This is a genomic window from Streptomyces sp. Ag109_G2-15 (assembly GCF_900215565.1).
Taxonomy (GTDB): Bacteria; Actinomycetota; Actinomycetes; order Streptomycetales; family Streptomycetaceae; genus Streptomyces; species Streptomyces diastatochromogenes.
The window spans coordinates 4,962,122-4,982,362 of the sequence record NZ_OCNI01000001.1 but is presented as its reverse complement, the minus strand read 5'-3'; the positions used below and the strand labels follow the sequence as shown (position 1 = coordinate 4,982,362).

The following is a 20,241-nucleotide window of genomic DNA, read 5'->3' as shown; positions in this document are numbered from 1 at the left end:
GGGGACGCCCCAGACCACTCCCATCAGGGAGAAGAGGAACCAGCCGCGTGCAGTCATGGGTCGAGTTTCGGTCGTGACCGCGTTAAGTGTCTTGAACGCTGTTGCGGTACGCCGCCGGGGTCACGCCCAGTACTCGGCGGAACCACCGGGTGAGGTGCGCCTGGTCGGCGAAGCCCACCAGGCCCGCCACTTCGGCCGGGCGCAGTCCGGCCTCCAGCAGGCTGCGGGCCCGCGTCACCCGGTACTGGGCCAGCCAGGCGTACGGGGGTATCCCCATCGTCGTGCGGAAGGCGCGGAGGAGCTGGTAGCGGGAGAGGCCCAGGTCAGACGCGAGTAGGGCCAGGGAGGGTGGGGCTGTCAGTTCGTCGGCCAGGCGGTCTCGGACCGTGAGGGCCAGGGTGGCGGCGCCGGGGATGTGGTCCGAGATCGGTCTTGCCGTGGAGTGGCGGTGGGCCAGGGCCGTCAGGAGCCAGGGGAGGCGGGATTCGGCCTCCAGGGGGTCGGGGCAGGCGCTGAGTTCGGTGTGGGCCCGGCGGAGGGCCGTGGCCAGTTCGGGGTCGTCGAGGACTGGCTCGCGGAAGTGAGGGAGAGCGCCGAGGGTGCCGTCCGCGAGCAGGGCCGGCTCGGCGTACAGGGCGCGGTAGGCGTAGCCGTCGGTGGGGGTGCCGGGGCCGCCGGTGTGCATCTCGCCGGGTTCGAGGACGACGATCGTGCCGGGGCCGGTGCGGATGTGGCCGCCTCGGTAGTCGATCACCTCGGAGCCGCCCACGCAGACGCCGACCGTGTACTCGTCGTGGGCGTGCGGGGCGTAGGTGTGCCGGCGGAAGTTCGCGGTCAGCAGGTCGAGCGGAGGGCCGCAGCGGCCCAGTCGCGCCCTCGTCCACAGCGCCTGTTCCGTCATCGGACACACCCCCTTGTCATGCTCTTCCTGCTAGACGTGCAACGCCTTCAGGCCCCGTTTCCATGCCGCGTCCAGGTCCGCGTCGGCCGGAAACCGGCCGTGGATCTCCAGGATCACCATGCCGTGGGCGAAGGCCCAGATGGCGCGGGCCAGGTCCAGGTCGCCGGCGCAGGCCCGCAGCAGGGGCAGGGCGGCGCGGTCCTCCAGGCCCGCGGGGAGTTCGGCGCGCGGGAGGGGCTGTTCCGTGGCCAGGCAGTACAGGTGGGGGTGGGCGAGGGCGTAGGTGCGGTAGGCCTCGGCGAGTGCTTCCAGGGAGCCGGGGGTGCGGGCCTCGGCGGCCTCCAGGGCCTCGGCCGATTCCGCGAGCATCTGTCCCGTCAGCTCGACCTCTACGGCGTGCTTGTCGGGGAAGTGCTTGTAGAGGGACGGGGCCTTGATGCCGAGGCGGTCGGCGAGGGTGCGCATGGTGAGGGCCGCCGCTCCGGACTCCTCCAGGAGGGCCCGGGCAGCGGCGACGATCTCCCGTGCCCTCGGCGTCAGACGCTCAGCCACGCTGGAAGCCCTCCTTCGTCCGCAGTCCGTATCCGAAGGCGCGATCGTACGAGATGTGGGCCAGCCAGCCGCACAGCGCCGCGAAGGCGGGGGCCCAGGTGAAGGGGCCGAACGCATACGCCACCAGCAGCGCCAGCGGGACCAGTGCGCGGTGCATCGCGTTGTAGTACGGCACCGCGCGCGGCGCCAGTTGGCCCTTCGCCATGCGGGGTGCCTCGTCTACGGCGACCAGGAAGGTCAGGTCGGGCAGGACCAGGAAGACCAGGGCGAGGGTGCCGGCGAGCCAGCCGTGGTTCACGGCCTCCAGTACCGCGAAGGCGGACCAGAACAGGGCCGCCGCGAGCCAGGCCGTGCGACGCAGGACGGTGAGGGGCGAGGTGGCGCTCGTGGTCGTGGCGGACATGGCTGCCTCCAGGGTCGTACGGCGCCCGGGCCAGACTGGCTAACGCCGTTAGCCACGACGGTATGGCTAACGGCGTTAGCCGTCAAGGGGCAGCTAAGAGGCCATCCGCTCCAGCGCGGCGAACGCGGCCTCCAGTCGGGCACGGTGGTCCTCCGCGACGTCCTCCACCGGATCCCCGGCCATCAGCCGGCGCGCCGAGGTGACGTAGAGCGTGCGGTACGCGGCGACCGTCAGGGCGGCCAGCAGGCAAGGGTCGGCGACTTCCGTTTCGGCCAGGGCTCCGGCCAGGGCGGACTCGACCTCCTCGACCCCCTCGCGGGCGCGGGCGCGCAAGGCCGGTGAGTCGATGACGACCCGCCAGAAGTGCACGAACCTCTCCGCGATGGCGCTCAACGGGTGTCTTTGGTCGAGCAGTCGGAGCGCGAGGCGGCGCAGGGCGGCGAGCGGGGGTTCGCCGGGGGCGCGTTCGCGTACGGCCGTGGCGAACAGGTCGGCAGCCTCGGGGATGCGGTCGAGGAACAGGTCCTCCTTGCGCGGGAAGTAGTTGAAGACGGTCATGGTGGAGACGCCTGCCTCGCGGGCCACCTCGGCGACCGTCACCGCGTCGAAGCCGCGCTGCGCGAAGAGCAACGTGGCGATGTCCGAGATCCGCTGCCGCGTCTCCCGCTTCTTGCGCTCCCTCAGCGAAGGTTCCTCTTCCATGCGAAAACTATAGCCGCTCAAAACTTTTAGTGACTACAGTGAATTCATGACGACCGACGAGAGCATGACGACGACCGATTACGACGTGGTGGTGGCCGGCGCCGGTCCCGTGGGCCTGTTCCTCGGCTGTGAGCTGGGGCTCGGCGGGGCCCGGGTGCTGGTCGTGGAGCGGCTGACCGAGGTCGACGAGACGATCAAGGCGGGCGCGGTCAACATCCCGAGCGCGGTGGCGTTCTACCGGCGGGGCCTGCTGCCGGAGATGGCGGCGGTGTGGGAGGCGGCCCAGGAACGGATGCGGGCCTTCGGGAAGCGCCTCAGCGTCCCGCCGAAGTTCGCCGGCCACTTCGCCGGGATCATGATGGACCCCGACCTGTTCGACGGCTCCGACCCCGCCTGGGCGGAGGTCGGCCCGGCCGCCGAGGCCGGTCTCGGTGTGCCGCAGGCCGAGCTGGAGCGGATCCTGGCCCGGCGGGCCGCGCGGCTGGGTGTCGAGGTGCGCCGGGGTGTGGAGCTGACCGGGTTCGAGGCGGACGCGGACGGCGTGACCGTACACACGCGCGGAGGGACGATCCGGGCCGGCTGGCTCGTGGGCTGCGACGGCGGTCGCAGCACCGTCCGCAAGCTCGCCGGGTTCGACTTCCCGGGGACGGACCCGGAGATCACCGGCTACCAGGCGGTGGTGGAGATGTCCGGCACCGAGCGGCTGGGCGCGGGGTGGAACACGACCGACGTGGGGACGTACGTCCACGGGCCCTTCCCGGGTCGCATCCTCAGCGTGGAGTTCGACGGGCCCCCGGCCGACCGGTCGGCGCCCGTCACCGCCGAGGAACTGCAGGCCAGCCTGCGCCGGGTGGCGGGCGTGCCGGAGGTGACCATCACGAAGGTCGTGACGGCGACCCGGTTCACCGACAACGCCCGCCAGGTCACCGACTACCGAAGGGGCCGGGTGCTGCTCGCGGGCGATGCGGCGCATGTGCACTCGCCGTTCGGCGGGCAGGGGCTCAACCTCGGCATCGGGGACGCGATGAACCTCGGCTGGAAGCTCGCCGCCGTGGTGCGCGGCCGGGCGCCCGAGGCCCTGCTGGACAGCTACACCGCCGAACGGCACCCGATCGGCGCCTGGGTGCTCGACTGGACCCGCGCCCAGATCGCGCTGATGCGCCCCGACCGGCATGCCCGGGCCCTGCGCCGGGTGGTGACCGACATGGCCCTGACCACCACCGGAACGACGTACCTGGTCACGCAGATCTCCGGGGTATGGCAGACCTACGACCTCCCCGGCGACCACCCGCTGACCGGCCACAGCGCCCCTGACCTGGAACTCTCCGACGGCACCCGGCTCGGCGACCATCTGCACACCGGCCGGGCCCTGCTGCTCGACCTCGCGGACGACCCGAAGCTGCGTGCCCGCGCCGGGGGATACGGCGACCGGCTGGACGTCCTGACCGTCGCCTGCCCCGCCCGGCCGGACCTGGCCGCGCTGTTCGTCCGGCCGGATGGGTTCGTAGCGTGGGCGGCGAACGCGGGGGCAGCGGACGCGGGGACAGCGAACGCGGCGGCAGCGGACGGCGGAGACGACGGCACGTCCCTGCCCGAGGCCCTCCAGCGCTGGCTGGGCTCGGCCGCGGTCACCGCTTGACCCTTCCGCGACGTCAACGTCTGTACTGGACCCATGCGGATCGGAGAACTCGCCGCCGCCGTCGGCGTCACCACGCGCGCGGTGCGGCACTACCACCACCTGGGCCTGCTGCCCGAACCCGAGCGCCTGGCCAACGGGTACCGGCACTACACCCTCCGGCACGCCGTCGTCCTCGCCCGGATCCGGCGGCTCACCGAGCTGGGGATGGGCCTGACCGAGGTACGGGACGTGCTCGCCGACGACGCCGGCAAGGACCTGGTCGAGGTGCTCACCGAGCTGGACGAGGACCTGGCCCGGCAGGAGGCGGAGATCAGGGAGCGCCGGCAGCGGCTGCGGGCGCTGCTGGAGGCCGGGGAGCTGCCCGCCGACGGGCCGTTCTCCCCCGAACTGGCCGGTCTGCTCGCCGGTCTGCCCGGCAGCGACTCCCCCATGGCCGCCAAGGACCGCGAGATCCTGGCCCTGATCGACACCGGCGCGGCCCCGGCGGACCGGGAGCGGCTGCTGTCCGCACTGCGCGGCACCCTGGACGGCCCGGACGCGCCGGCGCGGGCGCAGGAGGCGTACGCGCTGCTCGACGCGCTCGCGGACGCCGCACCGGACGACCCGCGCGTGGAGCAGGCCGCGCGGACTCTGGCAGACCTGGTCCCCGCGGAGTTTCTGCCCGCGTCGGACTTCGACCGGGACAACGCCTTCCTGCGCGCCTTGTACGCCGACTTCGCGCCCGCCCAGGCCGAGGCGATCCGCCGCCTCCTGCGGATCCTCGTCGGGGAACGGCCGTGAGAGTCGTCCACGGCCTGGTCCGGCACGAGGCGCGGCTGTTCGTGAGTCTCGGGCTGTGGCTGGCCCGGCGTACTCACGGCACGGCCGGCGGGCGGGCGTTCGGGTATGCGCGGGGGCAGGGCTCGACCCTGTTCGGGCTGGGCTTCGTGTGTGTGGTCGAGTCGTTCACCATGTCCGTGCTGCTGCGCGACTGGCCCACCGCGCACCGGGTCGTACTTCTGCTGGACGTCTACACCCTGCTGTTCGTCGTCGGCCTGCACGCGGCCTGCGTGGTCCGCCCGCACGTGCTCACCCCGGACGCGCTGCGGGTGCGGTACGGCGCCCATGTGGACCTGCGCATACCGCTGGCGGTGATCGGGGCCGTACGACGGGAGACGCGCACCACGCACGAGCGCGCGGCGGGCGAACTCGACCTTCCCATAGCCTCCCGGACCACCCTCACCCTCGAACTCACCGTCCCGGTCACCCGGACGACCCTCTTCGGTCGTCGCCGGACGGCGAGCGTGGTCCGGCTGCACGCCGAGGATCCCGACGACCTCGTACGAGCCCTCACGCGGGTGCGAACAGGATCTTCGACGTGCCCGGATCCGCTCGGGTGAGCCGGACCCGCAGGCGTTCGCCGAGCGGGAGGTGCTCGCCCTCTATCCGGCCGATCACGGCCGGGGACGTCAACTGCACGGTGCCGACGGTCGGTTGGCGGTCCGCGAGGTCCACCACGCAGCCGTCGAAGACCTCCCCGACCCGGTCCTTGAGGAGGGCGGCCTCCACGATGTCGACGCACTCCCGCTCGGCCTCGGCCGCGCGGCGGCTGCCCTCGGTCATCCGCTGCGGCAGCGCGTCGAGCGCGGCGAGGACCCAGTCGGGCGGGGTCTGGCCGGCTGCGGCCGCGAGGCAGAGTTCGGCGGCGTAGCGGTCGGCGAGGCGGCGCAGCGGGGCGGTGCAGTGGGCGTAGGGGGCGGCGACGGCGGCGTGGGTGGTGATCGCGGGCAGGTTCCCGTCCCGGAAGACCGTGTAGCCCGCGCCGCGCAGCAGGGTCGTGCACTCCTGGAGGAAGGCTGCGTGGTGGGTGTCGTGCGGGTCGAGGGTGCGGATCAGCGCCGCGTACGACACGTGGTGCGGCCAGTCGATGTGCAGGGCGACCGCGGTACGGCGCAGCCGGGCCACGGCGCCGTCGGGCGCGGCCGGGAGGGTACGCAGGATGCCCGTGCCGGTGGCCGTCATCAGGTCGGCCGCGGCCATGCCGGCGAGCAGGGAGAGCTGGGCGTTCCAGCCGTCGGCGGGCAGCGGGGCGCGGTAGCTCAGTTCGTAGGTGTGGTCCCGCTCGGTGATCTCCTGCTCGGGGACGCCCAGCGAGATCCCGCCGCGCTCCACCTCGAGGCGCTCCCGGGCCAGGCCAATCTCCCTGAGCAGGGCGACCGGCTCCTCGGCGGTCCCGCTGTCGATCTGCCGCTGCACGCCCGCGTAGTCGAGCTTCGCCCGGCTGCGGACCAGGGCCCGGCGCACGTCGACGGCGACGGTACGGCCCTCCGCGTCCAGGTCGAGCGTCCACAGCACGGCGGGCCGGGTCCGGTCGGGCAACAGGCTCGCGGCGTCCTCGCTGAGCACGGTGGGGTGGAGCGGGACCTTCTCGTCGGGGAAGTAGAGGGTGTTCACCCTCTTGTGCGCCTCCGCGTCCAGGGCACCGCCGGGTGCGACGAAGGCGGCGACGTCGGCGATGGCGTACCGGACCCGGTAGCCGGTGCCCTGCCGGGACAGGTGCATCGCCTGGTCGAGGTCGGTGGAGGTGGGCGGGTCGACGGTGAAGAAGGGCAGGTCCGTGACGTCGTACGACGGCAGGGCGGGCGCCTGCGCCGACCGCTCGGCCTCCGCCTGGACCGCGGCGGGAAAGGCCTCCGGTACGCCGAGTTCGGCGCGGAGCGCGGCGAGGGCGGCCCTCAGAGGGGCCTTGGGGGCGCCGGTCACGCGGATCTTGCGGCGGGGCATGTGTCGAGCGTAGGTCGAAGGCGCGGGGGCAGCACCCCGTACCCTGGCGCAGAACCGGAGAGAAGGAGTACTACCCGTGCTTGTCCTGCTGCCGCCCTCGGAAGGCAAGGCGTCCTCGGGCCGTGGCGCCCCGCTGAAGCTGGAGTCGCTGTCCCTGCCGGGGCTGACCGAGGCGCGGGAGGCCGTGCTCGGGGAGCTGGTCGAGCTGAGCGCCGGTGACGAGGAGAAGGCGCGCGAGGTGCTCGGGCTGAGCGAGGGGCTGCGCGGCGAGATCACGAAGAACGCCGGCCTGCGGACGGCCGGGGCGCGGCCCGCCGGGGAGATCTACACGGGTGTGCTGTACGACGCCCTCGACCTGGCCTCCCTCGACGCGGCCGCGAAGAAGCGGGCCGCACGGTCGCTCCTCGTGTTCTCGGGGCTGTGGGGCGCGGTGCGCGTGACCGACCGCATCCCCTCCTACCGGTGCTCGATGGGCGTGAAGCTGCCGGGGCTCGGGGCGCTGGGCGCCCACTGGCGGGCGCCGATGGCGTCGGTGCTGCCCGAGGCCGCCGGGGACGGGCTCGTCCTGGACCTGAGGTCCGCCGCGTACGCGGCCGCGTGGAAGCCGAAGGGCGAGGTGGCCGGGCGTACGGCGACGGTACGGGTGCTGCACGCGCCGACCCGGAAGGTCGTCAGCCACTTCAACAAGGCGACGAAGGGGCGGATCGTACGGAGCCTGCTGTCGGCCGGGGCCGCGCCCAAGGGTCCGGCCGAGCTGGTGGAGGCGCTGCGGGATCTCGGGTACGTCGTGGAGGCTCAGGCGCCGGTGAAGGCGGGGCAGGCGTGGTCGCTGGATGTGCTGGTGGAGGAGATCCACTGAGCCTCCTCTGAGGCCGTCGGCCTACCCGTTGCAACATATGCAACGACCTTTGCGCGCCCTGCATCACATCGGCAGGATGAGCGGCATGCCCTCGTCTGTGCTGGACCTCGCGCCTGTCGTCCCCGTCGTCGTCATCGAGGACGCCGGGGACGCCGTACCGCTCGCCCGTGCGCTGGTCGTCGGCGGGCTGCCCGCGATCGAGGTGACGCTGCGGACGCCCGCCGCGCTGGACGCGATCCGGGCCATCGCTGACGAGGTGCCGGACGCGGTGGTCGGGGCGGGGACGGTCATCGCGCCGGAGCAGGTGGGCGCGTGCGTGGCGGCCGGGGCGCGGTTCCTGGTCAGTCCCGGGTGGACGGACGCGCTGCTGACGGCGATGCGGGCGTCCGGGGTGCCGTTCCTGCCGGGGGTGTCGACCACCTCGGAGGTGGTGGCGCTGCTGGAGCGCGGGGTGCGGGAGATGAAGTTCTTCCCGGCGCAGGCGGCGGGCGGGACCGCTTATCTCAAGTCCCTGGCCGGTCCGTTGCCGCAGGCCCGCTTCTGCCCTACGGGCGGGATCGGGCCCGGGACCGCGCCGGAGTATCTGTCCCTGCCCAATGTCGGCTGCGTGGGCGGGAGTTGGATGGTCCCGGCGGACGCGATGGCCGCCGGGGACTGGGCCCGGATCGAAGAGCTGGCGCGGGCCGCCGCCGGGCTCAGGGACGCAGGTGGGACGTGTCGTTGAACAGCCGCACGCTCGCGTTGCCGTCCGCGTAGTACGCCACCGCCGACAGGGAGGCGGCGGAGAGTTCCATGCGGAACAGCGACTCGGGCGGGGCACCCAGGGCGAGGCGCACGAGGGTCTTGATCGGGGTGACGTGGGTGACCAGCAGGACCGTGCGGCCCGCGTAGGCCGCGACCAGCTTCTCCCTGGTGGCCTCCATCCGGGTGGCGGTCTCCGCGAAGCTCTCGCCGCCGCCGGTGGGGTGGGCCTCGGGGTCGGCGAGCCAGGCGTTCAGGTCGTCCGGGTGGCGCTCGCGGACCTCGCCGAAGGTCAGGCCCTCCCAGGCGCCGAAGTCCGTCTCCCGCAGGCCCTCTTCGATCGTGACGTCCAGGCCGAGGCGGGCGGCGACGATGCCGGCGGTTTCGCGGGTGCGGGCGAGGGGGGAGGCGAGGATCGCCTGGATCGTGCCTCGCTTGGCGAGTGCCTCTGCTGCTCGGTGGGCCTGTTCGCGGCCCGCGTCCGAGAGGGAGGGGTTGGTGCCGCCGCTGCCGGAGAAGCGTTTCTGGGGGGTGAGGGGGGTTTCGCCGTGGCGGAGGAGGACGAAAGTGGCGGGGGCGCCCATGTCTGCGGCGGCGCTCCAGCCGGGGGTGGAGGGGCGCTGCTCGCCGGACGTTGAGAGGTGCTGCTCGCTGGGGGTGACCGTGCGTTCCCCTCCGGTACTGGAAAGGTGCTGCTCGTCGGGGGCTGTGGGGCGCTGCTCGCTGGGAGGTGCGCCTTTGTCTGGGACGGGCGCCGCCCCAGCGGCACGACTGCCCGCAGCTACGGCGGATTCCGAGGGCGACCACTGGCCGCCCTTGGCCCCCGCGTCCATTGCCTCGTTGGCCAGGCGGTCGGCGTGTTTGTTCTGCTCGCGGGGGATCCACTCGTAGGTGATCTGGTCCGCGGGGAAGATCCGGCCGGCTTCCGCCGCCAAGGGCTTCATCGCAGGGTGCTTGATCTTCCAGCGGCCCGACATCTGCTCGATGACCAGCTTGGAGTCCATGCGGACGTGGACCCGGGCGGTGGGGTCGAGGGTGTGCGCGGCGCGCAGGCCGGCGACCAGGCCTCGGTACTCGGCCACGTTGTTCGTGGCGATGCCGATGTACTCCGCGATCTCCGCGAGGGCTTCGCCCGTCGCCGCGTCGATCACCACGGAACCGTAGCCCGCGGGCCCCGGGTTGCCCCGCGACCCGCCGTCGGCCTCGACGATGAACTCCCGCACCGCGCCGACTCCTTACAGACCCGACTCGGCCGTACGCACCAGGATGCGACGGCAGTTCTCGCAGCGGACCACCGTGTCCGGGGCCGCCGAGCGGATCTCGTTCAGCTCGGTGATGGCCAGCTCCTGGCGGCAGCCCTGGCAGGTGCGGGCGTACAGCTTGGCCGCGCCGATGCCGCCCTGCTGCTCGCGCAGCTTGTCGTACAGCTTGAGCAGGTCCGCGGGGACGGAGGCGGCGATGACCTCGCGCTCCTTGGTCACCGAGGCGACCTCGCCGTCGATCTCCTCGAAGGCCGAGTCCCGGCGGCCGCCCGCGTCGTCGATCTTCGACTGGACGGACCCGACCCGCTCGGTCAGCTCGGTCACCCGCTCCTGCGCGGCCTCGCGGCGCTCCATGACCTCCAGGACGACGTCCTCCAGGTCGCCCTGCCGCTTGGCCAGGGAGGCGATCTCGTGCTGGAGGTTGGACAGGTCCTTCGGCGAGGTGACGGCGCCGGAGTCCAGGCGCTGCTGGTCGCGGGCGGCACGCTGGCGCACCTGGTCCACGTCCTGCTCGGCCTTGGTCTGCTCGCGGGCGGTGTCGCTCTCCTCGGTCTGCGCGGCCACCAGCAGGTCGCGCAGCTGCGTCAGGTCCTTGTTGAGCGACTCGATCTCGGCGTGCTCGGGCAGCGACCTCCGCTTGTGTGCCAGCTGCTGCAGGCGGACGTCGAGGGCCTGGACGTCGAGGAGTCGGATCTGGTCGGCGGGCGCGGCGTTCAGTTGGGGGCTCCCGATGGGCTAGTTGGTGACGGTGGACGCCGCGTGGGCGGTCCAGGGGTCGGTGACCGTCTTGGACACGTGGACGCGCAGGTCCCAGCCGTGGCGGTCGGAGATCTCGTCGAGCTGGGCTGCGGCCAGCTCGCACCAGGGCCACTCGGTGGCCCAGTGCGCCGCGTCGAGCAGCGCGAGGGGACTTTGGGCCACCGCCTCGGAGGCCGGGTGGTGGCGCAGGTCGGCGGTGAGGAAGGCGTCGACGCCGGCCGCGCGGACCTGGTCGAAGAGGCTGTCGCCGGAGCCGCCGCTGACGGCGACCGTGTGGACGACGGCCTCGGGGTCGCCGGCCACCCGGATGCCCTGTGCGGTGGCGGGCAGCCGCTCGGCGGCCCGGGCGGCCAGCTCGCGCACGGTCACCGGGTGGTCGAGTTCGCAGATCCGGCCCAGGCCCCGGCGCCCCTCGGGGTCGGTCGGGTCGGGCACGAGGGGTCGTACGACACGGAGGTCGAGCGCGCCGGCGAGGGCGTCCGAGACGCCCGGGTCGGCGGTGTCGGCGTTGGTGTGGGCGACGTGCAGCGCGATGTCGTTCTTGATCAGCGTGTGCACGACCCGGCCCTTGAAGTGCGTGGCCGCGACCGTCGTCGTACCGCGCAGGTAGAGCGGGTGGTGGGTGACGAGCAGGTCGGCGCCGAGCTTCACGGCCTCGTCGACGATGTCCTGGACGGGGTCGACGGCGAACAGGACCCGGGTGACCTGCTGGTCCGGGTCGCCCACGACCGTGCCGACCGCGTCCCAGGACTCGGCCCGCGCGGCGGGCCACAGGTTCTCCAGCGCGGCGATGACTTCAGACAGACGGGGCACGGGGAAAAGGCTACCTGGCTGTTCTGCCGGGCTGTACCGCATCCGCTTCCCCTGGTCCCGCTCAGCACATACGCCCCGGTTCCCTCAGAGGAATCGCTTCTGCGCCACCCGTATGTGTGAAGCCGGGGTCTGGCGATCCCACGCCCGTGCGTACGAAAACTAGCTTCGTCGCTGGAGGTGACCGAACGATGACAGCCTGTGCGATCGAACCCCCCTCCACCGGTGAGGACGACGGTGTGCCGGGGACGCGGTGCGCCATCACGGTGGACGGCGCATACGCCGCCCGCCTCGCGCTGGGCGGTGACTCCTGGTTCCCGGAGCGCTGGACCCTGGACGGCCCGGAGCCGTACGCGGTGCCGCTGCCCGGCAACCAGCCGGAGGAGCCCGGCACCCAGGTGCAGCCGATGGCGGACGGGCGGGTGCTGATCCAGCGGCTGGTGGAGCGCCGGCACACCTTCTCGCTGCTGTACCCGACCGGCCCCGGCACCGGCGAGCTGCCGCTGGGCGCGGTGGAGTGCCCGGAGCCGGGCACCCGGCTCAGGCTGCTGCCGCCCGCGCCGGGCGGGGTGCGCGCGTACGCCCTCGCGGTCGGTCCGCGGGCCACGGCGGTGTGGCTGGTGGCGGGCGGCGCCTTCGGGCCGGAGCTGCTGGCGGAGGTGCCGGGGCGCTGCTCGGGCGGGGTCTGGCTGGACCGGGGCGGGCGGATGCTCGCGCTGGACCGGGAGCTGGGCGGGCGCACCAAGACGGTCGTGGTCGACCTGGGGCGCGGGGGCGAGATCTCGCCCCTGCTGCAGATCGCGGAGGGCAGCGACGACCGGTTGCTGCTCGCCGACCCGGACAGCGGGCTGCTGCTGATCTCCTCGGACGCGCCCTCTCCGGGGCAGGAACGATTGGGCTGGGGGGTGATGGGCAGCATGCTGCCGGTGCGCTTCCCGGAGTGTCTGCGCGTCCCGGACTGCGCGGTGACGCCGTTCGCGATCCAGCCGGGGCAGGTGCTGATGCCGGAGAGCTGTGCGGTGGCGCTGCGCATCGACGGGCCGTTCGGCAGCTGGGTCGGCACCTGGCGGCCGGCCGAGCGGCAGGTATGTCATCTTCCGGCGCCCGAGGGGTGGTTGACCGGGTCGGGGCTGTGGACGCCGGACGGGGTGCTGCGGCTGCCGTACGCCACGGGGGAGGTCCCGTGCGGCGTGGCGGAGCTGACGGCGCCCAGGGGGGAAGCGGGGGGCCTGGGGACCGCGGGCGGTACGGCCGTCGCGGGGCCGGGGGGAACGGGGGCACCGGGGCCGGGGGGAACGGGGGTACCGGGGGACGCGGGTCCGGGGGATCCGGTCCGGGACGGCATGGCTGCCGGGGTGCCCGAGGCGTCCTGGCAGGCGGCGGAACCGGATCCTCCGGGACCGGTGACGGTCCGTCCGGTACCGCTGCAACAGGCACCTCTCGGCCGACTTGTAACGAAGTAGCACCGGTCGGCGTGCCCGCCTGGATTCGGCCCGTGGTGTGCCGGTTACACTCGCCCGGCTGTAAGAGATCTTGTTGACGGGGTGAATTCTTCCGATGAGCGACACCAGCACGACTCAACCGCTGTCTGCCGACTCTCAGGACGCGGCCGGACACGGCCGACACCGGGGGCCGGTCGCGGTCCAGGACGGCGAGACGGCTCCGCGTGGGCGTCACCGCAAGCCGGCCGAGGAGACCACCGAGGCGGCTGCCTGGCGGTAGCAGGAGAGACAAGAGGGGGTGCCCGTCGCACGACGGGCACCCCCTCTTTCCTTTGCGTCAGCCGCGCTTGAGGCCCAGCACCTCCGCGGCCGCGAACGTCTCCCCCGGCGGCCGGTCCGCGTAGTGCGGGGTGAGCAGCGCGTCGAGTTCGTCGTACGTGAACGTCTCCTGCTTGCTGTCGAACTTCGCCTGCACCCGTGGCCGTTCCACCACGGCGACCATGCCGCCGTGGACGACGAGCAGCTGGCCGTTGACCCGGGCGGCGGCGGGTGAGGCCAGGTAGCCGACGAGCGGGGCGACATGCTCGGGGGCGAGCGGGTCGAGTCCCTCGTCCGGTTCCTGGAAGCCCGCGAAGACGTCCTGGGTCATCCGGGTCCGGGCGCGCGGGCAGATGACGTTGGCGGTGACGCCGTACTTGGCGAGGGCGAGGGCGGTGGAGGTGGTCAGGCCGACGATTCCGCCCTTCGCCGCCGCGTAGTTGGGCTGTCCGGCGGAGCCGGCCAGGAACGCCTCCGAGGAGGTGTTCACGATCCTCCCGTACACCGCCGCCCCCGCCGCCTTGGAGCGGTCGCGCCAGTGTGCGGCGGCGAAGCGGGTGGTGTTGAAGTGTCCCTTGAGGTGGACGCGGATCACCGAGTCCCACTCGCCCTCGGTCATGGAGAAGACCATGCGGTCGCGCAGGATGCCCGCGTTGTTGACGAGGATGTCCAGCTTGCCGAACTCGGCGACGGCCAGGTCGACGAGTTGACGGGCCTGCTGGAAGTCGGCGACGTCTCCGGTGTGCGCGACCGCCCGGCCGCCCGTCTCGCGTATCTCGGCGGCGACCTCCTCGGCGGGCCCCGCCGAGGCCTCGCCGGAGCCGTCGCGGCCGGGCTGTCCGTAGTCGTTGACGACGACGGCCGCGCCGAGCCGGGCGAGTTCGAGCGCCTCGGCCCGGCCGAGGCCGCGCCCGGCGCCGGTGACGACGGCGGACCGTCCCTCAAGTGGCAGTGGCATGCCCGTCCGTCCTCAGATCTCGATGCACGTACGCAGGGCCGTCCCGGTACGCATCTGGTCCAGGGCCTCGTTGATCTCCGCCAGCGGCACCCGGTGGGTGATCAGGCCCTCCAGGTCGACGCGGCCCGCCCGCCACAGGGCGATGGTGCGCTCGTAGGAGCGCAGGACGTCGCCGCCGCCGTACATGGAGGGCAGTATCCGCTTCTCGTCGAAGAACAGCTCGAACATGTTGAGCTGCAGGAAGTCGTCCATGGCGCCCGCGCCGACCACGACGAGGGTGCCGCCGCGCCGGGTGTTCTCGTACGCGGTGCGGGCGGTGGCGGACCGGCCGACGACCTCGAAGACGTAGTCGAAGCCCTCACCGCCGGTCACCTGCTGCTTGGCGCCGGCCAGCTCCTCCGGTGACACCGCCTTCGTGGCGCCGAACCTGAGCGCGGACTCCCGCCGGGAGGCGACCGGGTCCACGGCGACTATCTCGGCGGCGCCCTTCAGCCGCGCGCCCTGGACGGCGGAGATGCCGACGCCCCCGCAGCCGATGACGGCGACCGACGAACCGGCTTCCACATCAGCGGTGTTCAGGGCGGCGCCGAGTCCGGTCGTCACGCCGCAGCCGATGAGGGCGGCGATGTCGAAGGGCACGTCGTCCGGGATGGGCACCGCGCAGCCCGCGTCCACGACGACCTCCTCGGCGAACGTGCCGGTGCCCGCGAAGCCGAAGACGTCACCGCCGGGGCGCTTGAAGTTGGGGGTGCCCGCGTTCATGAACCCGGCCAGGCACAGCTCGGTCTGGCCGCGCTTGCAGGCGGGACAGGCGCCGCAGGCGGGCAGCCAGCAGAGGACGACCCGGTCGCCGGGCTTCAAGTGGCGTACGTTCTCGCCGACTTCGAGGATCTCGCCCGCGCCCTCGTGACCGGGCACGAACGGGGCCGGCTGGGGCAGCACCCCGTTCATCGCCGACAGGTCCGAGTGGCACAGCCCGGTGGCCCGCATCCGGACCCTCACCTTGCCGGGGCCGAAGCCCACCGCCTCGATGTCCTCGATGACTTCCAGCTTTTCCTGGCCGATCTCGTGCAGTACGGCTGCGCGCATGGTGCGGCTCCCCTCGGAGGCTCTTCAGGAGTGCTGAACGATGGTGTCGGCCAGGACGGGCGTGTCCTCCCTCCCCCGCTCTCGGCTTCGCTCGAGCGGGGGGACCCCCATGACGGCGCTCACGGCGACCCGGACCTCGCCCTCCCGCCGCCACATCCGGATCCGCAGGGTCTCCCCCGGGTACACGACCCCGGCGAACCGGGTGGTGTACCCGCGCACCCGGGTCACATCGCCGCCGAGCAGCGTGTCCACGACCGCCTTCAGCGTGATGCCGTAGGTGCACAGCCCGTGCAGGATGGGCCGGTCGAACCCGGCGAGCTTGGCGAACTCGGGGTCGGCGTGCAGGGGGTTGTAGTCGCCGGAGAGGCGGTAGAGCAGGGCCTGGTCGGCGCGGACGGGCCGCTCGACGGTCCGGTCGGGTTCGCCGGTGAGTGGTTCCAGGCGCGTGGAGGGGCCGCGGTCGCCGCCCCAGCCGCCTTCCCCGCGTACGAAGATCTGGGCGTCGTTGGTCCACAGCGGGCCGTCGGCGTCGGTGACTTCGGTGCGCATGACGAGGACGGCTGCCTTGCCCTTGTCGTACACGGCGGCGATGCGGCCGGTGGCGGTGGCGGTGCCCTCGGCCGGCAGGGGCCGGTGGATGCGCAGCGTCTGGCCGCCGTGCAGCACCTTGGCCAGGTCGACGTCGATGCCGGGCATGGACAGGCCGCTGATCACCCCGGGCGAGCCGGCACCGGCGACGGTGGCGAAGCTCGGCAGCACGTGCAGCCGGGACTCCAGGGTGTAGCGCAGCTCGTCGGGGTCGGTGGCGGGGCTGTCCTTGTCCGGGTTCGCGCCGGCGCCGATGCCGAGGTGGTAGAGCTGGACGTCCTTGGCGGTCCAGGTGATCTCGCCGGTCCGGGGCTCGGCGGCGAGGGCCTTGGCTGCGTCGATGGGCATGGGGCTCCTGACGGGTCTCAAGACCTCGGCGCGGACGTCCGCACCGTCGGCCGCACCGAGGTCGTCCAGGGGCGGATCTAGAACGCGTTCCAGTCCGGCGCCCCCTGTATAGCCCAGCACTCCGCAGTTGTGAAGGCTCCTGACACTGTGTCAGACGGCGTGGCTGTGACATTTGTACTGCCCGACTACGGACATCCGCATCTGCCGGGACCGGTCCCGGATTCCTACCGTCTTAGACATGACACAGACGCGGAGCGGACGGGGTGCGGCCGGCGGCCTGACAGTGGGCGGCGATCGCGCTGTTGCTGTGCCGTCGCGGAGGGGCACGGGCCCGCCCCCGGTGCGATCATCGTGCTGACCATCTGGCTGCCGGCGTTCGGTTCGTACGCTGTGCTGTCGTACCGCCGCAGGGCGGCAACCATCTGATCGGGGGACAGAGAGATGTCGTGGTGGGCAGGGGCAAGATGCCACTTCCAGGCCGTGCAGGAGGCGCGAGCCCGATGGCGGGCGGACATGGAGCGGTTCCAAGCCGCGCAGAAGGCCGCCCGGAAGACCGGGAAGACCCCGGACGTCGACCACCCGGGGCCGCCGCCCACCGGCTTCGCGCTGCTGCCCTGGCTGCTGATGGGCATGGGGTCCTTCTCCAATCTGCTGCAGGGCGAGACCCCGAACCCGTGGGTCGGCGGCCTCGGTCTGCTCGCCTTCAACTCGCTGTACATCTACGTCACCTTCCGCGCCTTCGACCGCGAGAAGCGCGAGTCGGTCTCCACTCGGGTGGCGCTGGGGCTGATGGGCCTGGTGACCACGGGCCTGGCCGTCGGGTACGGCGGCAACTGGCTGATGTTCTTCCCGCTGCTGGGCCTCGCGACCGGCGCCACCCTGCGCGGCCCCTGGCTGGGCCGCACCGGGGTGCTGCTCGCGCTGTACGCGACAGCCGTGTCCGGCGTCCGCGACAACTGGGGGGACGCGACGAACATCGGGTACGCGACCTTCCTGTCGAGCATGGTGACCGCCGCGATCCTCGGCCTGTCCGAGGCCGTGCGGGAGCTGCGCGCGGCCCGGGAGGAGCTGGCCCGGCGGGCGGTGGAGAAGGAGCGGCTGCGCTTCTCCCGCGATCTGCACGACCTGCTCGGCCACACCCTGTCGGTGATCGTGGTGAAGTCGGAGGCGGCCCGGCGGCTGGCCCCGCGCGACATGGACGCGGCGCTCACGCAGATCGGTGACATCGAGTCGGTGGGCCGGCAGGCGCTGACCGAGATCCGCGAGGCGGTGACCGGCTACCGCGAGGGCAGCCTGGCCACCGAGCTGACCCGGGCCCGCTCGGCGCTGTCCGCCTCGAGCGTGGAGCCGCTGGTGCGCCAGTCCGGGACGCCGCTGGCCCCGCAGACCGAGGCGCTGCTCGGCTGGGTGGTGCGCGAGGCGGTCACCAACGTCGTCCGGCACAGCGACGCCACCCGCTGCGAGATCACCGTCGAGAGCACCGCCGAGCAGGCCCGGCTCACCGTCACCGACAACGGGTCCGGCAAGGCCGTCACGCGCCCCGCGGAGGGCATCGGCGGCACCGGTCTGAAGGGTCTGACCGAGCGCCTCGCGGCGGCGGGCGGCTCCCTCAGGGCCGGCCCGTCGCCGCGCGGCGGCTTCGCGGTCACCGCCGAACTCCCGGTGGAGCCGACGGAACCGACCGCTGTGGCAGTGGCTACGGCGCCCAGGGCGCGCTGACCGCCCAGCTGACGTCGTCGCTCCAGGACGTGCTGCTGTCCCAGGCGTTGGAGCCGCCGTTGCCGGCTATGTAGACGTTGCTGTTGTAGTGGCGCAGGTACTTCGTCGGGTAGTTGTACGAGGCGAACGAGGTGCCCGTGCCGCTCTTGCCGGTCTGCGGACAGAAGGTGGCGTCCGCCCGGAACTGGCTGGTGCCGTCCATGGGCTGCCGGTAGAGCCGGTAGTTGTAGTGGCGCAGGAAGTCACCGGGGTAGCTCCGCGACTCGAAGGAGACGCAGGAACTGTCGGCGAGGCCCTTGCGGACGATCCAGGTGGCGTCGTTCTTGTCCAGCGACGAACTGCTCGACGTCAGCGGGGAGATGACGGCCGCGTCGTTCTGGTGGCGGACGTAGTCGGTGGTGCAGCAGGCGGTCGTCGCGCGCAGCGAGATCTCCGAGCCGGCGCCCAGCGTGCCGGTGCTGCCGGTCGGGCCGCCGTAGCCGACGGAGACGATGTTGGACTGGACGGCGTCGTCGGCGGCGTCCGTCGGGATGCCGGAGGTCATCACGCCCTCGAAGAAGGACCCGATGGAGCCGTTGCTGTTGTCGCCGCCGGTGCCGAGGACGATCGCGCCCTCCTGGTGCATCGGCGAGTACCCGCCGGCGGTCGGCTCACCGCCGGAATAGGTCGTCGTGAGCCCGCCGGATTGCGCATTGCCGTATTTCAGCGCGAAATGGTTCTGCCCGTTGTTCTTCAGCAGCGCGGTCACGAACGGCAGCGGTCCGGTGCCGGTGTTGGACGTGTTCTTGCTGTACCCGGCGTCGGACTGGAACAGCCCGTTCTCCAGGTCGGCCTGCACCCACGGCCCCTGCCCGTAGCAGGGCGAGAACCAGCACTCGGTGCCGAAGTTGATGGCGTCCATGTGACCGTTGCCGGTGTCCGTGTTGTTCGTCTCGGCGTTGCCGTAGTCGAAGCAGCAGCGGTTGTTGACGTGGGTGCCCGAGGTCACCATGTACATCCCCTCGGCCTGCCCGTTCACGGCCACGCCCGAGGTGGAGTTGTCCCGGTAGCCCATGCCGGCGGATATCTCCAGGCCGTAGACCTGGTGTCCGCCGACGGTCACCGGCAGGGCGTCGGCGGGCGAGCCGACGTCGGCCGCGCCGGCCCCGCCCGCGCCCTCGATGGTGAGGTGGTTGTGGCGCGGGGACTGGTCGTAGATCTCGGTGATGATGCAGGTCGTGCCGGAGCAGAAGGAGTCCTGGGCGGCCGCGTTGGCGTATCCACCGGTGGCCAGCAGGCCGATGTTCGCGGTGGCGCCGTCGGAGGCCCGCTTCACCTGGTAGAGCGAGCCGCTGTACGACGAGTACAGCGCCCGGACCAGGCTGTGCGCGGCGACGCAGGGTGTGCCCGCGGCCGCGTAGACGTCACAGGGCAGCGAACTCGCGGCGGCGGCCTGCGGGGCGCCGACGCCGACGACGAGCGCGGCGATGGTCGCGAAGACCGCGAGCACGGAGAGGACGGCGCTTCTGAGCCGCCGTGGACATGAGCGCAGGAGTGTGGGGAGCACGTGCACCTCTTCTGTTCCTGGTAGGGCGGTGCGGGGTGTTGGTCGATATACCGGACGCCGTTCGATCGAAATGCCGAACTCATTCGACGTCGAAATGCCGAACAATTACCGGAAATGCAGAGGCGATTGTTTGCGGGTCCCCAGGGGCCGTCAACCCCTGCGGACCGGAACCATGACGAGTCTTTAATTTCCCGCCCTTGGCTACGCTTGGACCGTGAAGAACATCCGAGTCCTCCTCGCCGAGGACCAGGGCATGATGCGCGGCGCGCTCGCCCTGCTGCTCGGCATGGAGCACGACATCGAGGTGGTCGCCCAGGTCTCGACCGGCGACGCGATCGTGGCGGAAGCGCTGCTGCACCGGCCGGACGTGGCCCTGCTGGACATCGAACTGCCGGGCATCAGCGGTCTGGACGCGGCGGCCGAACTGCGCGAGCAGGCGCCCGACTGCCGGGTGCTGATCCTGACCACCTTCGGCCGGCCCGGCTATCTGCGCCGGGCCATGGAGGCCGGAGCGGCCGGATTCCTGGTCAAGGACGGGCCGGTGGAGGAGCTGGCCCAGGCGATCCGGCGCGTGCTCACCGGGGAGACCGTGGTCGATCCGGCGCTGGCCGCGGCCGCGCTCAGCGCCGGGCCGAATCCGTTGACCGCCCGGGAGTGCGATGTGCTGAAGGCGTCGGCGGACGGGGCGACGGTCGCCGACATCTCGGGCAGGCTCCATCTGTCCGAGTCCACGGTCCGCAACTACCTGTCGTCCGCCATCGGCAAGACGGGCACACGGAACCGGGCGGAGGCGGTGCGGGAGGCCCGGCAGCAGGGGTGGCTGTGAGCGCCGCCTGGTCCGG

Annotated in this window: 21 protein-coding genes; 9 read left to right on the top strand and 12 right to left on the bottom strand. The window is 72.4% G+C overall.

Annotated features, from left to right (window positions below; translation table 11 throughout):
* Positions 1-82: 82 nt before the first annotated feature.
* The 4 genes from CRP49_RS22345 to CRP49_RS22330 form a co-directional block, all read right to left on the bottom strand.
* Positions 83-901, bottom strand: a complete 819-nt coding sequence (locus tag CRP49_RS22345) for an AraC family transcriptional regulator (RefSeq protein ID WP_097254992.1) — start codon at positions 899-901, stop codon at positions 83-85.
* 30 nt (positions 902-931) lie between these two features.
* Entirely contained in the window at positions 932-1,441 is a 510-nt protein-coding gene (locus CRP49_RS22340) for a TetR/AcrR family transcriptional regulator (protein WP_097257488.1), read from the bottom strand.
* Positions 1,442-1,445: 4 nt separating this feature from the next.
* On the bottom strand, positions 1,446-1,856 hold the full coding sequence (locus tag CRP49_RS22335) for a DUF4260 family protein (protein ID WP_097254991.1): 411 nt from the start codon (positions 1,854-1,856) through the stop codon (positions 1,446-1,448).
* Between the two features lie 93 nt (positions 1,857-1,949).
* Positions 1,950-2,558, bottom strand: a complete 609-nt coding sequence (locus tag CRP49_RS22330; protein WP_097254990.1) for a TetR/AcrR family transcriptional regulator — start codon at positions 2,556-2,558, stop codon at positions 1,950-1,952.
* 46 nt (positions 2,559-2,604) lie between these two features.
* Between CRP49_RS22330 and CRP49_RS22325 the strand changes: the two genes are divergently transcribed.
* The 3 genes from CRP49_RS22325 to CRP49_RS22315 are packed head-to-tail and all read left to right on the top strand — an operon-like array spanning position 2,605 to position 5,576.
* The gene (locus tag CRP49_RS22325) at positions 2,605-4,197 is read left to right on the top strand and encodes an FAD-dependent monooxygenase (RefSeq protein ID WP_218892967.1); all 1,593 of its coding nucleotides are present in this window, start codon (positions 2,605-2,607) and stop codon (positions 4,195-4,197) included.
* A gap of 33 nt (positions 4,198-4,230) precedes the next feature.
* Entirely contained in the window at positions 4,231-4,977 is a 747-nt protein-coding gene (locus CRP49_RS22320; RefSeq protein ID WP_097254989.1) for a MerR family transcriptional regulator, read from the top strand.
* Positions 4,974-5,576: a hypothetical protein gene (locus CRP49_RS22315; RefSeq protein ID WP_097254988.1), complete on the top strand. Its 603-nt coding sequence runs from the start codon at positions 4,974-4,976 to the stop codon at positions 5,574-5,576. Before CRP49_RS22320 ends, CRP49_RS22315 begins: the two co-directional genes overlap by 4 nt.
* Here the strand turns inward: CRP49_RS22315 and CRP49_RS22310 are convergent.
* Positions 5,527-6,960, bottom strand: coding sequence for an RNB domain-containing ribonuclease (locus CRP49_RS22310; protein WP_097254987.1), 1,434 nt, complete (start codon positions 6,958-6,960; stop codon positions 5,527-5,529). The genes CRP49_RS22315 and CRP49_RS22310 overlap by 50 nt on opposite strands.
* Positions 6,961-7,036: 76 nt before the next feature.
* On the opposite strand from CRP49_RS22310, the gene yaaA reads away from it, so the two are divergent.
* Positions 7,037-7,819, top strand: a complete 783-nt coding sequence (yaaA, locus tag CRP49_RS22305) for a peroxide stress protein YaaA (RefSeq protein WP_097254986.1) — start codon at positions 7,037-7,039, stop codon at positions 7,817-7,819.
* A 76-nt stretch (positions 7,820-7,895) separates the two neighbouring features.
* Positions 7,896-8,543, top strand: a complete 648-nt coding sequence (locus CRP49_RS22300; protein WP_097254985.1) for a bifunctional 4-hydroxy-2-oxoglutarate aldolase/2-dehydro-3-deoxy-phosphogluconate aldolase — start codon at positions 7,896-7,898, stop codon at positions 8,541-8,543.
* On the opposite strand, the gene CRP49_RS22295 is transcribed toward CRP49_RS22300, so the two are convergent.
* Genes CRP49_RS22295 through CRP49_RS22285 form a run of 3 tightly spaced genes read right to left on the bottom strand, consistent with a single transcriptional unit; the run spans position 8,515 to position 11,394 of the window.
* Positions 8,515-9,783 carry a bifunctional RNase H/acid phosphatase gene (locus CRP49_RS22295; RefSeq protein WP_097254984.1) on the bottom strand — a complete coding sequence of 423 codons (1,269 nt, stop codon included), beginning with the start codon at positions 9,781-9,783 and terminating at the stop codon, positions 8,515-8,517. The two genes, CRP49_RS22300 and CRP49_RS22295, sit on opposite strands and share 29 nt — an antisense overlap.
* A gap of 12 nt (positions 9,784-9,795) precedes the next feature.
* On the bottom strand, positions 9,796-10,539 hold the full coding sequence (locus CRP49_RS22290) for a zinc ribbon domain-containing protein (RefSeq protein ID WP_097254983.1): 744 nt from the start codon (positions 10,537-10,539) through the stop codon (positions 9,796-9,798).
* An 18-nt stretch (positions 10,540-10,557) separates the two neighbouring features.
* On the bottom strand, positions 10,558-11,394 hold the full coding sequence (locus tag CRP49_RS22285) for a Nif3-like dinuclear metal center hexameric protein (protein WP_097254982.1): 837 nt from the start codon (positions 11,392-11,394) through the stop codon (positions 10,558-10,560).
* 188 nt (positions 11,395-11,582) lie between these two features.
* On the opposite strand from CRP49_RS22285, the gene CRP49_RS22280 reads away from it, so the two are divergent.
* Together CRP49_RS22280 and CRP49_RS46925 are read left to right on the top strand one after the other, a co-directional pair.
* A complete protein-coding gene (locus tag CRP49_RS22280; protein ID WP_097254981.1) occupies positions 11,583-12,854 on the top strand; it encodes a hypothetical protein in 1,272 nt (423 codons plus the stop codon).
* A gap of 94 nt (positions 12,855-12,948) precedes the next feature.
* Positions 12,949-13,113 (top strand): hypothetical protein, encoded by a 165-nt coding sequence (locus tag CRP49_RS46925; protein WP_097254980.1) that lies wholly within the window; start codon positions 12,949-12,951, stop codon positions 13,111-13,113.
* A gap of 57 nt (positions 13,114-13,170) precedes the next feature.
* Here CRP49_RS46925 and CRP49_RS22270 read toward each other — a convergent pair whose 3' ends face one another.
* Genes CRP49_RS22270 through CRP49_RS22260 form a run of 3 tightly spaced genes read right to left on the bottom strand, consistent with a single transcriptional unit; the run spans position 13,171 to position 16,134 of the window.
* A complete protein-coding gene (locus CRP49_RS22270) occupies positions 13,171-14,109 on the bottom strand; it encodes a 3-oxoacyl-ACP reductase (protein ID WP_097254979.1) in 939 nt (312 codons plus the stop codon).
* 12 nt (positions 14,110-14,121) lie between these two features.
* The gene (locus tag CRP49_RS22265; RefSeq protein WP_097254978.1) at positions 14,122-15,198 is read right to left on the bottom strand and encodes a Zn-dependent alcohol dehydrogenase; all 1,077 of its coding nucleotides are present in this window, start codon (positions 15,196-15,198) and stop codon (positions 14,122-14,124) included.
* A 24-nt stretch (positions 15,199-15,222) separates the two neighbouring features.
* Positions 15,223-16,134, bottom strand: a complete 912-nt coding sequence (locus tag CRP49_RS22260) for a MaoC/PaaZ C-terminal domain-containing protein (RefSeq protein ID WP_097254977.1) — start codon at positions 16,132-16,134, stop codon at positions 15,223-15,225.
* Positions 16,135-16,575: 441 nt separating this feature from the next.
* Between CRP49_RS22260 and CRP49_RS22250 the strand changes: the two genes are divergently transcribed.
* A complete protein-coding gene (locus CRP49_RS22250; RefSeq protein WP_179851709.1) occupies positions 16,576-17,853 on the top strand; it encodes a sensor histidine kinase in 1,278 nt (425 codons plus the stop codon).
* Here the strand turns inward: CRP49_RS22250 and CRP49_RS22245 are convergent.
* Entirely contained in the window at positions 17,831-19,399 is a 1,569-nt protein-coding gene (locus CRP49_RS22245; protein ID WP_097257486.1) for an alpha-L-arabinofuranosidase B, read from the bottom strand. The genes CRP49_RS22250 and CRP49_RS22245 overlap by 23 nt on opposite strands.
* 214 nt (positions 19,400-19,613) lie before the next feature.
* On the opposite strand from CRP49_RS22245, the gene CRP49_RS22240 reads away from it, so the two are divergent.
* Positions 19,614-20,225, top strand: a complete 612-nt coding sequence (locus CRP49_RS22240; RefSeq protein ID WP_097254975.1) for a response regulator transcription factor — start codon at positions 19,614-19,616, stop codon at positions 20,223-20,225.
* Positions 20,226-20,241: the final 16 nt, after the last annotated feature.